Annotated in this window: 11 protein-coding genes; 6 read left to right on the top strand and 5 right to left on the bottom strand. The window is 70.8% G+C overall.

All coding sequences use genetic code 11. The features are described from left to right. The first annotated feature begins 390 nt into the window (after positions 1-390). Positions 391-1,902, top strand: a complete 1,512-nt coding sequence (guaB, locus tag ACNI14_RS05780; RefSeq protein ID WP_420519012.1) for an IMP dehydrogenase — start codon at positions 391-393, stop codon at positions 1,900-1,902. A 17-nt stretch (positions 1,903-1,919) separates the two neighbouring features. After that, the gene (locus tag ACNI14_RS05775; RefSeq protein WP_420519011.1) at positions 1,920-2,669 is read left to right on the top strand and encodes a TSUP family transporter; all 750 of its coding nucleotides are present in this window, start codon (positions 1,920-1,922) and stop codon (positions 2,667-2,669) included. A gap of 134 nt (positions 2,670-2,803) precedes the next feature. Here the strand turns inward: ACNI14_RS05775 and ACNI14_RS05770 are convergent, their stop codons facing one another. Beyond that, complete coding sequence (locus tag ACNI14_RS05770) at positions 2,804-4,063, bottom strand: Glu/Leu/Phe/Val family dehydrogenase (RefSeq protein WP_420519010.1); 1,260 nt, start codon at positions 4,061-4,063, stop codon at positions 2,804-2,806. A gap of 62 nt (positions 4,064-4,125) precedes the next feature. After that, positions 4,126-4,926 (bottom strand): exonuclease domain-containing protein, encoded by an 801-nt coding sequence (locus ACNI14_RS05765; RefSeq protein ID WP_420519009.1) that lies wholly within the window; start codon positions 4,924-4,926, stop codon positions 4,126-4,128. A gap of 52 nt (positions 4,927-4,978) precedes the next feature. On the opposite strand from ACNI14_RS05765, the gene ACNI14_RS05760 reads away from it, so the two are divergent. Then, the gene (locus ACNI14_RS05760; protein ID WP_420519008.1) at positions 4,979-6,103 is read left to right on the top strand and encodes a GuaB3 family IMP dehydrogenase-related protein; all 1,125 of its coding nucleotides are present in this window, start codon (positions 4,979-4,981) and stop codon (positions 6,101-6,103) included. Between the two features lie 10 nt (positions 6,104-6,113). Beyond that, positions 6,114-6,884: a type I methionyl aminopeptidase gene (gene map / locus ACNI14_RS05755; RefSeq protein ID WP_420519007.1), complete on the top strand. Its 771-nt coding sequence runs from the start codon at positions 6,114-6,116 to the stop codon at positions 6,882-6,884. Between the two features lie 11 nt (positions 6,885-6,895). On the opposite strand, the gene ACNI14_RS05750 is transcribed toward map, so the two are convergent. After that, positions 6,896-8,461, bottom strand: a complete 1,566-nt coding sequence (locus ACNI14_RS05750; RefSeq protein ID WP_420519006.1) for an FAD-dependent oxidoreductase — start codon at positions 8,459-8,461, stop codon at positions 6,896-6,898. Between the two features lie 66 nt (positions 8,462-8,527). Between ACNI14_RS05750 and ACNI14_RS05745 the strand changes: the two genes are divergently transcribed. After that, positions 8,528-9,088 (top strand): helix-turn-helix domain-containing protein, encoded by a 561-nt coding sequence (locus tag ACNI14_RS05745; protein ID WP_420519005.1) that lies wholly within the window; start codon positions 8,528-8,530, stop codon positions 9,086-9,088. Positions 9,089-9,120: 32 nt separating this feature from the next. On the opposite strand, the gene ACNI14_RS05740 is transcribed toward ACNI14_RS05745, so the two are convergent. Next, positions 9,121-9,786, bottom strand: coding sequence for an esterase/lipase family protein (locus ACNI14_RS05740; RefSeq protein ID WP_420519004.1), 666 nt, complete (start codon positions 9,784-9,786; stop codon positions 9,121-9,123). Further along, the gene (locus ACNI14_RS05735) at positions 9,783-10,595 is read right to left on the bottom strand and encodes an alpha/beta fold hydrolase (RefSeq protein WP_420519003.1); all 813 of its coding nucleotides are present in this window, start codon (positions 10,593-10,595) and stop codon (positions 9,783-9,785) included. Before ACNI14_RS05735 ends, ACNI14_RS05740 begins: the two co-directional genes overlap by 4 nt. A gap of 156 nt (positions 10,596-10,751) precedes the next feature. Here ACNI14_RS05735 and ACNI14_RS05730 point away from each other — a divergent pair, with 156 nt between their 5' ends. Next, complete coding sequence (locus ACNI14_RS05730) at positions 10,752-11,462, top strand: glutamine amidotransferase (protein ID WP_420519002.1); 711 nt, start codon at positions 10,752-10,754, stop codon at positions 11,460-11,462. The last annotated feature ends 5 nt before the right edge of the window (positions 11,463-11,467 follow it).

Raw genomic sequence — 11,467 nt, 5'->3', positions numbered from 1 at the left:
CCCCCCCCCCCCCCCCCCCCCCCCCGCGCTCGCCCTCGGGATGGAAGAACAGGTCGGTGTCGGCATCGCGGCATGCGCCCTCGTATTGCCACTCCCATTGGTCCTGAGTCGGTGCCGGCAGTTTTGCGACGGTGTCCATGGGGCTCCTACCTCGGGTCGTGTCTTCACCCCGGCTCGACATTGAGCCGGATGCGACTGGTGCAATTACCGTAATCCGGACGAATCGGAAACGTCAAGACCCGATAACAAACCGATAACGATGCGCCAGTTACCTCCATTCATACCCCTCGCGAGGCCTCTTGGCTACCCCCTCTTGCCGAGCATCGGACGTTCGCAGGGTCGGGAAGGACTGCGTGCACGGACCGGTGAGCCGAGCCGTAGACTTTGCCCATGGCGAGCGCTGATCACGACCCCTTTGCATTCACCGGACTCACCTACGACGACGTGCTGCTGCTCCCGGGGCAGAGCGACGTCATCCCCTCCGAGGTGAACACGTCGACGCGCCTGACGCGCGACATCCGGATCCAGCTGCCGCTGCTGAGCGCGGCGATGGACACCGTCACCGAGGCGCCGATGGCGATCGCGATGGCGAGGCACGGCGGGATCGGCGTGCTGCACCGCAACCTGTCGATCGCGGACCAGGCGCACCAGGTCGAGATCGTCAAGCGATCCGAGTCCGGGATGATCCTGGACCCCGTCACCGTCGGGCCAGAGGCGACGCTGGCCGAACTCGACGCGCTGTGCGGGAAGTACCGCGTGTCCGGACTGCCCGTCGTGGACGAGGACCGCACGCTGCTGGGCATCATCACGAACCGCGACCTGCGGTTCGTGAGCCCGAGTGAGTTCGAGTCCCGCAAGGTGCGCGAGGCCATGACGCCCATGCCGCTGGTCACCGGGCGGCAGGGGATGAGCAACGACGAGGCCGCCCACCTGCTGGGCGAGCACAAGATCGAGAAGCTGCCGCTCGTCGACGACGCGGGCCGCCTCACCGGACTCATCACGGTCAAGGACTTCGTCAAGACCGAGCGCTACCCCAACGCCACCAAGGACGCGCACGGCCGGCTGCGGGTGGCCGCGGCCGTGGGGTTCTTCGGCGACGCCTGGGAGCGCGCGCTCGCTCTGGTCGAGGTCGGCGTGGATGCGCTCGTGGTGGACACCGCACACGGCCACGCGCAGGCGATGATCGACATGATCGCCCGGCTGAAGTCGGATCCCGCCACCGCGCACGTGCAGGTGATCGGCGGCAACGTCGCCACCCGCGAGGGCGCGCAGGCGCTGGTCGACGCGGGCGTGGACGCCGTGAAGGTGGGCGTGGGTCCCGGCTCGATCTGCACCACCCGCGTGGTCGCGGGAGTGGGAGTGCCCCAGGTCACCGCGGTGTACGAGGCCTACAAGGCCGCCGGCCCCGCCGGGGTGCCCGTGATCGCCGACGGTGGACTGCAGTACTCGGGAGACATCGCCAAGGCCCTCGTGGCCGGCGCCGAGTCCGTGATGCTCGGCTCGCTGTTCGCCGGCTGCGCCGAGGCGCCGGGCGACCTGGTGCTCGTGAACGGCAAGCAGTACAAGAGCTATCGCGGCATGGGCTCGATGGGCGCCATGGCCTCGCGCGGGCGCAAGTCGTACTCGAAGGACCGCTACTTCCAGTCGGACGCCCCGAGCGACGACGATCTGATCCCCGAGGGCATCGAGGGCCGCGTGCCGTTCAAGGGAAACCTGGGCGACGTCGCGCGCCAGCTCGTGGGCGGGCTGGGCCAGTCCATGTTCTATGTGGGCGCGCGCAGCGTCGACGAGCTGCGCGAGCGTGGCAAGTTCGTGCGCGTGACTCCCGCCGGACTCAAGGAATCGCACCCTCACGACATCCAGATGACCGTCGCGGCCCCCAACTACCAGGGCCGCGCATAGTGTTGAGGCGCTAGCGGGTGGACTTCACCTGGCAGGCGCTCGCAGTCCTCGCGGTGGTCGCGCTGGTCGCCGGCCTGTTGGACACCCTCGCTGGTGGGGGAGGGCTGATCACCGTCCCCGCGCTGCTGCTCGCGGGCGTGCCTCCGCTGCAGGCCCTCGGCACCAACAAGCTGCAGGCGCCGGCCGGCACGGGAATGGCCACCTACCAGGTCATCCGTCGCCACGGCGTGCGCTGGGCGGACGTGCGCTGGCCCATGCTGTGGGCCTTCGTCGGATCCGTGGCTGGGACGATCGGCATCCTGTTCGTGCCGGTGACCTCGCTGGAGGTCATCATCATCGTGGTGCTGGGACTCGTCGCGGCGTACTTCCTGTTCGTGCCGCGGTCGCACCAGCCGCCGCCCGAGCCGCGCATGAGCGCCGCGATCCACGATGCGACGGTCGTGCCGGCGATCGGCGCCTATGACGGGGCCTTCGGGCCGGGCACCGGTTCGCTTTACGCGCTGTCCGGGGTGGCGCTGCGCGCGCTGCCGCTGCGGCGGTCGACCGCGATCGCCAAGACCCTGAACTTCGCGACCAACGTGGCGTCCCTGATCGTGTTCATCTTCGCGGGCCAGGTGCTGTGGCTGGTGGGCGGGGTGATGATCGTCGGGCAGCTGATCGGCGCGTACATCGGGTCGCACATCCTGCTGCGGGTCCACCCGATGGTGCTGCGGGTGCTGATCGTCCTGGTGTCGCTGACCATGCTGTGGCGCGTGCTGGTCTCCTGACCGGTCACATTCGCCGCCCTGCCGCACGCCGGCTCGCCGCGCGCCGGCCGCAGGCTCCTGTGAGGCGCTGAGTGCCCACTGAGCGTCGAAACGGGCACTGGGCACCTCACAGGGCGCAGAGGAGCCCGCAGGACTCAGGGGTAGAGGCCGCGCAGCTCGTGCGCCTCGATCACCCGCCCCACCGCCAGTGCGGTCGCGGCCTGGCGATACGACATCCGGTGCACGCCGGAGTACTCGACCACCGCGTGCCACGCCCGCGTGAGCCGCTCTTCGAGCCGGTCCTTCACCTGGCGCTCAGTCCATTGGTAGGCCTGGTTCGCCTGCGCCCACTCGAAGTAGGAGACGATCACGCCGCCCGCGTTCGAGAGGATGTCGGGCACGACCAGCACATCGGTGTCGGCCAGGATCGCATCCGCACCTGCGGTCGTGGGGCCGTTCGCGCCCTCCACGATGATCCTGGCACGCACCTTGTCCGCGTTGGCCTCCGTGATGACGCCCTCGACCGCGGCGGGCACCACCAGGTCGACATCGAGCGTCACCAGCGTCGTGGGGTCGATCTGCTCGCCACCCTCGAAGCCGCCCACGCTTCCCGTCTGGTCCGAGTGGGCTCCGAGTCGCTGGATGTCCAGCCCCTCCTCCGCCCACACGGCGCCGTCGACATCGCTGACGGCCTGGACGCGGACGCCGGCATCCGCGAGGAACCGTGCCGCCCCGCGGCCCACCTTGCCGAAGCCCTGGATCGCAGCGGTGGCGCCTTCGGGGTCGATTCCGCGCAGGGCCATGGCCATGAGCGCGATGTGCGCCACCCCGCGCGAGGTGGCGGTCGCGCGCCCGAGCGAGCCGCCCAGGCTGATCGGCTTGCCGGTCACGACTCCGGGCACTGTGTGACCCACCGAGGCGGAGTAGGTGTCCATGATCCACGCCATGGTCCGCTCGTCGGTGCCGATGTCCGGAGCGGGGATGTCGATCTCCGGGCCGATGATGGGCAGGATCTCCGACGTGTAGCGCCGCGTGACGCGCTCGAGCTCGGACCGCGAGTGGTCGCGCGGCTCGATCGCGACGCCGCCCTTCGCGCCTCCGTAGGGGAGGTCCACCAGGGCGCACTTCCACGTCATCCACATCGCAAGCGCGCGGACCTCGTCGAGGTCGACCGCGGTAGAGAAGCGCAGACCACCCTTGGCGGGCCCTCGCGAGAAGTTGTGCTGGACCCGGAACCCCTCGTAGACGGCGGTGGTCCCGTCGTCGCGCCGCAGCGGTATCGAGACCGCCATCTCCCGCCGGCTCGTGGAGAGCATGCGGTGGACTCCGGGGTTGCAACCCAGGTGCTCGACGGCCTCGGCGAGCTGCGCCTTCGCGTCCTCGAGCGGGCCGTGCGTGATGTCCGTGGGCGTCATTGCCACCTCCTGAGGCTTGACTCCCACGCTATCCCGGGAAGCGCCATCAGGCCGTGCCACGGCTAGAACAGCGAGTCGGATCCCGTCTGCGCACCGTTCGCCGGCGCGGCGGCCGATGCGGGGGCACCGGACCCGGGTGCGTCGCCCGCGGCGGTGGCCGGCGGCGCGATGGGCCACTCGGGCCGGGGGAGGTCATCGGTGCGGCCGCGGGACTTGAGCCACGCGGCGAACCCGACCGCCCAGTCACGGTGCGCGGCCTGCTGCTGATCGTGCAGCGCGTCGAGATCGACCTCGCGGATGGTCGGGTATGCCGCGGCGAGCGCGTGCACGAGATCGAGGGTGGCGAGCACATCCGCGTCCGCGGCGTGCAGGTCGTCGGCCACGACCGGCACGGCATACAGCGTGCACAGGTCGATCAGCTTGCGCTTGCCCTTGCGGTAGCGGTCCAGGTGGCGGTCGAGCACGTACGGATCGACGATGGGCCGCACCCCGGCCGGCACGCGCGACGCCAGCGACGGCAGGGAGTGGCGCGCCAGCTCGGCCTCGAGGATCGACAGGTCGTACTGGACGTTGAAGCCCACCACGGGCACCCGGGCGACCAGCGCCTGGGCGAGGATGGACGCGATCTCCTCGAGCGCATCGGCCGGCTGGACGCCTTCCGAGCGCGCGCGCTCGGTGGTGATGCCGTGGACCTCGGTGGCCCGCGCGGGGATCTCGATGCCCGGGTCGATGAGCCAGTCCCGTGCGCTGACCTCGTCGCCGGTGCGCGTGATGATCGCGGCGGAGACGATCCGGTCGCGCTCGGTCGAGACTCCGGTGGTCTCGGTGTCGAATCCCACCATGGTCGCGTCTAGCCAGCTCATGCCCACACTCTCCCACGCTCGACTGACACGGCGGGCCGGATAGGCTGGTCCGGTGAGCAACGAGATCGAGATCGGACGCGGCAAGCGTGGACGCCGCGCGTACTCCTTCGACGACGTCGCGGTGGTGCCATCGCGGCGCACGCGCGACCCCAGGCAGGTGAGTCTGAGCTGGCAGATTGACGCGTTCCAGTTCGACATCCCCGTGCTCGCGGCGCCCATGGACTCAGTGATGAGCCCGGCGACCGCGATCGAGCTGGGCCGCCTGGGTGGACTGGGCGTGATCGATCTCGAGGGGCTGTGGACGCGCTACGAGGACCCGACCGGGCTGCTGCAGCAGATCGCGGGCTTCGACGCCGACCAGGCCACCGCGCGCCTGCAGGAGATCTACAGCGAGCCCATCAAGGACGAGCTGATCACCGCACGGCTGCAGGAGATCCGGGCGGCTGGCGTTCCCGTGGCGGGCGCGCTCAGCCCGCAGCGCACGCAGGAGCACTACGAGACGGTCCTGAAGGCCGGGGTGGACCTGTTCGTGATCCGCGGCACCACGGTGAGCGCCGAGCACGTCTCCGCCGAGTCGGAGCCGCTCAACCTCAAGAAGTTCATCTACGACCTCGACGTGCCGGTCATCGTGGGCGGCGCGGCGACCTACCAGGCGGCGCTGCACCTCATGCGCACTGGGGCGGCTGGCGTGCTCGCGGGCTTCGGGGGCGGATCGGCGCAGCGCACGCGCACCACGCTGGGCATCCACGCGCCGCTCGCGACCGCGGTGTCCGACGTGGCGGCGGCGCGGAGGGACTACCTGGACGAATCCGGCGGGCGCTACGTGCACGTCATCGCGGACGGTGGGCTCGGCCGCTCCGGCGACCTGGTCAAGGCGTTCGCGTGCGGGGCCGATGCGGTCATGATCGGGGCGGCGCTCGCTCGCTCCTCCGATGCCCCCGGCGGCGGCTTCCACTGGGGCCAGGAGGCGTACCACGACGAGCTGCCGCGCGGAGAGCGCGTGGAGGTGGGAACGGCGGGGACCCTCGAGGAGATCCTCAACGGCCCCGGCCACCGCGCCGACGGCACCACCAACATCATGGGCGCGCTGCGCCGCTCGATGGCGACCACGGGCTACTCGGATCTCAAGGAGTTCCAGCGCGTGGACATCGTGGTATCTCCGTACCACCCCAACTGAGCGGCACGTCGTGATCGAGATCCTGAGCGCCGCGGAGATCGCTCGCGCCCGCGACACCGGTGCGCTGGTGGGCGGCATCCTCGAGGCGCTGCGCGAGCGCGCCACGGTGGGCACGAACCTGCTGGACATCGACCTCTGGGCCAAGCAGATGATCGCGGAGGCCGGGGCCTCGTCGTGCTACGTCGACTACGCGCCGTCGTTCGGCAACGGCCCTTTCGGGCACTACATCTGCACCGGTGTCAACGACGCTGTGCTGCACGCCCGGCCGCGCGACTACGCGCTCGCGGACGGCGACAAGGTGACCCTGGATCTGGCCGTGCTGCTGCGCGGGGTGGCGGCCGACGCCGCGATCAGCTTCGTCGTGGGCGAGACCCAGCCCCCCGAGACCCTCGCGATGATCGAGACCACCCGCCGCGCGCTGGCCGCGGGGATCGGGGCCGCCCGCCCGGGCGCGCGCATCGGCGATCTGTCGCACGCGATCGGCACGGTGCTGAGCGAGGCCGGGTACCCCATCAACACCGACTTCGGGGGCCACGGCATCGGCTCGACCATGCACCAGGACCCGCACGTGCCGAATACTGGCCGGCCGGGGCGCGGCTACAAGCTGCGGCCCGGGCTGATGCTCGCCCTGGAGCCGTGGGTGATGGCCGACACCGCCGACCTGGTGGTCGACGACGACGGCTGGACGCTGCGGAGCTCGACCGGGTGCATGACCGCGCACACCGAGCACACCATCGCGATCACCGAGGACGGCGCGGAGATCCTGACGCTCGCGCGATAGTCCGCTCGTCGTCACCGGCGGCGCAGCAGCACCACGCCGTCGGTGAGGCGGCCGGGTTGGCCATCGGGACCGCTCGCCTCGCGCTCCACGTGCTCGACCCGCACCTCTTCCCATTCGCTCGCATCCAGGCCGAGCGCATCGGCCTCCTGCCGCGCCGACAGGAACGCGTGGTGGTGCGAATCCTCCGGGTCCGCCCATGGCGGGGGCGCGACGTGCGTCACGAGCAGCAGGTGGCCGCCGGGCTTCACCGCGGCCGATGCGCGGGCGAGCACCTCGGTGCGCGGCAGGTCCACAGGGGAGTGGAGGAACGACGCGGTCACCAGGTCGAAGCCGTCCGCCGGCTGCCACGTCGCGAGGTCGGCGACCTGGAAGGCCGCCTGGGCCCCCGCATCGGCCGCCGCCGCGCGAGCGCGCGCGACCGCGGTACCAGAGATGTCCAGGCCGAGCGCCTGCCAACCCTGCTGGGAGAGCCAGATCGCGTCGGCCCCCTCGCCGCAGCCGAGGTCGAGGGCTCGGCCAGGGGTGAGTCCCTCGACGGCCGATGCGAGGGTCGGGTTCACGCGGCCAGACCAGGATCGCTCGGAGTCGGCGTAGCGGCCCTCCCAGAACGAGGCGGGATCCGTGTGCTGCGCGGCTGCGGCGCGCTCGAAGTCCTCGTCGACCAGGAACGCGTTCACGCGCGCGCCCGCCACCGCCCCGGCGCTCGCGGCCATGGGGACGCTCTCCATCGGGTTGACCACGTTGCCGGCGGCCCAGACCCGCGGATGACTGGTGGCGCCGTCGGGCTCGGTGGCGATCACGCTCGTGCCCGGGCCGTCCGAGCGCGCGAGGCCCAGGGGGTTGAGGAAGTGATCGTGAGGATGTGGGAGGCCGGCGGCGAACAGGGCGTCGATCGGGTGGGTGGCGCCGTCCGCCGTGCTGACGTGGGTGAGGTCGGCATGGTCGCTGGTCCCGTGCAGGCCGGTCACCGCGGAGTCGATGACTCGGATGCCGCGGGAGGCGAGCCGGGCGCGCTCGGAGAGGTCGACCAGCTCCGGATCCTGCGCGAACACGGTCACCGAGTCGCTCAGCTGCCGCACGATGTATGCGAGGTGGACCTGGCCCGCGTGGGCGACCAGGACGCCGATGCGGGTGTCGCGTACCTCCCAGCCGTGGCAGTACGGGCAGTGGATCACGCTCGTGCCCCAGCGCTCGGCGAGGCCCGGGACGTCGGGGAGGACGTCGGTGATCCCGGTGGCGAGCACGATCGCTCGGGTGTTCTCGACGGTGCCGTTTTCTGTGCCGCCATCCATGGTGACGGCGATGATCTCGCCCTCGTCCTTGACGGTCGCGACCGAGCCGGCCCGCACCTCGACGCCGTACCGTTCGAGTTCCTGGCGGCCCTTGGCGAGCAGCTCGGCGGGATCGAGGCCGTCGTGGCCGAGGATCCCGTGCATGTGGGAGGCGAATCTATTGCGGGGCCGGCCGGCATCGATCACGAGCGTGCGGCGGCGGGACCGGCCGAGCATCTGGGCGGCGCTGAGACCCGCGGCGCCGCCCCCGATCACGATGGCGTCCCAAGGCGTGGGTGAAGTCATGATCTGAGCGTCGCTGCCGTAGCGCCGAAGTGCAAGCGCGTTTGCGGAACATGCAAGAGTGTGGGCATGGATGAGTTGGCACAGGTGGGGCCGCGACTGCGCGCCGCGCGTCAGGCGCGCGGGTGGACGCTCCAGGACCTGGCCGTACGGGCGTCAGTCTCGGCGAGCACGCTGTCGCGGCTCGAGTCGGGCAAGCGTCAGGCGACGCTGGAGCTGCTGGTGCCGCTGACGCGCCAGTTGGGGATTCGGGTCGACGACCTGCTGCCGCCGGCGGACCGTGATCCGCGCGTGCGCCGGCCGGCGATACGGCGCGACGGGCACGTGATGGTGCCGCTCGCACCCGAGTCGTCCTCCATGCGCGCGTATGGGATCACGTACGCGCCCGTCACGGCGGTGCCCGCGCTGCGAGTCCATGACGGCCACGAGTGGCTGTACGTGTTGAGCGGGCGCCTGCGGCTGCTGCTGGGGGAGCAGGACCTGGTGCTCGAGCCGGGAGAGGCGGCGGAGTTCGACACGCGCGTGCCGCACGCGATGATGGCGGCCGGCCAGGAGCCCGTGCGAGTCCTGAGCATCTTCAACGAGGAGGGCGAGCGGATCCACACGTGGGGGCCGGAGGCCCCTCACTAGCCCGCTCGATGCCGGGACTCGGCGGCCGTGCGTCAGCTCGTGAAGGTCGCGAGCTTCGCGAGCACAGCGGGGTGTCCGAGGATCCGAAAGTGGCCGCCGGTGTCGAGCAGCGCGTTCGTCGCTCCGGGAAGCTCGCTTCCTCCAGGGATGTGGGGGTCGAATCGCGCGTACACCGAGACGATCCGGGCGTTCACGCTCGCGTGCTGCGCGAGGTTCACGATCGACGGATCGCGCGAGGAGAAGGCCCGTAGGGAACGCAGCGGCATGAGGCGCGCGTAGCGAGACCCGCCGAATGGCACGGCGATGGCGAGCATGCCGCGGATCCGGTCGCCGGCCGGGCCGGTCATGACCAGCTTGCCCGCGAGACCGCCCTTGCTGTGCGCGACGACGATCACGTCGTCGAGATCATTGGCCTCGAGATAGGCGGCCACGTGCTCGGCCACGTCAGGCACCGGCGCATGGTTGCGCCGGAGATCGGCCACCACGTGCACGGGGTGACCTTGCGCGTGCAGCTGCTCGATCAAGGGCCGCATGAACTTCCAGGTCTCGTAGATGCCGGGCAGGATCACCACCGGCCTGCGGGAGCCCGAGAGGTACGAGTCCGAGCGCGCCCGGCTGAAGAACGACCGCGCCTGCCACACGACGGCATAGCCGTAGTCGAGCGCCCACCACATGCCAAACCGGACGAGGTCTCTCATGGGGCCTGGCCGTTCTCGGCCGCGGAGTCGAGGGCGAAGGCCCCGATGGCGGAGGCGACGAGCCGTGATGCGGAGTGCTGCACCACATGGCGGTGGCCCGGGATCTCCACGAGGCTCCCGAGGGGAGCGCGGTGGCGCAAAAGGCGGCACCAGTCGGCGCCCGCGATGGGGTCGCGGCCTCCCCTGAGGATGAGCGTCGGCACCTGCAGCCGCGAGACCTCTTCCTCAATCGGATAGTCGCGCATCCGTTGAGCCTGAGCGAGGAACCACGGCATGCCGCAGCGAAGGTAGTCCGTCACGACGATCGCGTTGGTGCCCGGTGACTCTCCGAGGCTGTCGCGAGCGAGACCCGCGGCCTGGGCAGGCAGAGACCGATGCGCCGAGTCGGCGACCGGTCCCATGAGGACCACTCGTTCGACGAGCTCGGGGTTCTCGGTCGCCACCGCGGTGGTCCACTGGGCGCCCATGGAATGGCCGATCAGCACGACGGGGCCGACGTCGAGGGATTCGATCGCTCCCGCGAGTCCGCGAGCCATGGTCTCCACGTCCACGTTCTCCGCAGGCTTGGGAAGGCCCGCATAGCCGGGCATGTCGATCGAGAACGTGGGGCCCTTGTCCGCGAGGGCCGCATGCAACCGGGACAGATAGCGATGCGACATCCCGATGCCATGGACCAGCACGAAGACGGGCGCTGGCGCTGGCCGGCGAGCCGCATCGGCGAGGACGCGAAAGGTGAGCGGTCCATGGCGGTACCGCTCGTCGACCCGGGTCGTGCCGCTGCGGTACAGGAAGGGTGGCCGGTCGTTCACCGTGCGGGCGCCCGTCGAAGGCGCGCGGTCGTGGCGCGCGCGGATCGCTGGTCGGCTCGGTGTCCCATGTGGTCATTGTCCGCCACTCGGGGAGTCGCGTCGTGACGCGGGGTGCCCCCGCATCGGCCGTGCCGCCCTCCTCGTTACAGTGACGCCATGCGATGTGCGGTCATTCGGTTCGTGGCGTTCGAGGACCTCGGCGTGTGGGAGCCCGAGATTGCGGCGCACGGGTATGCCGTGCGCTACCTCGACGTGGGGGTCGACGACCTTGCGCCGGCGGCCGATGCCGACCTCACCGTCGTGCTGGGTGCACCGATCGATGCGGGTGGCGCGACACGCTACCCGGTTCTGAGTGAGGTGCATGACTTGGTCGTCTCTCGGCTGCGCGAGGGCCGCCCCACCGTCGGCGTGTGTCTGGGGGCGCAGATCATGGCGCTCGCGCTCGGCGGGGCAGTCGAGCGCGGCGAGCGAGAGGTGGGGTTCGCGCCGGTCTCTCTGGCCGAGGCGGCCCACGCGTCACCGCTGCGGCACCTGGACGGAGTGCCGACCCTTCATTGGCACCGAGACATCGTGACGCTTCCCGAGGGGGCGACCAGCCTCGCGTCGACTGACACCACTGCTCATCAGGCCTTCTCGTATGGAAAGTCGCTCGCCGTGCAGTTTCACCCGGAAGCCGACCCGGAGGCGATCGAGCGGTGGCTGATCGGCCACTCCGGGGACCTCGAGAGCTGGGGCATCGACCCCCGTGACCTGCGCGCCGCCGCGCTTGAGCACGGGGATGCCGCGGCGGTGGCCGGGGTGTTGATGATCCGCGAGTACATGAGGTCGCTCGAGCCTGTGGGGAGGGGTGGTTGGCCGGGGAGCTGATCGTC

It is taken from the genome of Demequina pilifera (genome assembly GCF_048814985.1).
In the GTDB taxonomy this organism is placed as follows: Bacteria; Actinomycetota; Actinomycetes; order Actinomycetales; family Demequinaceae; genus Demequina.
The sequence above is the reverse complement of the archived record's forward strand: the minus strand, read 5'-3'. Positions and strand labels throughout refer to the sequence as shown.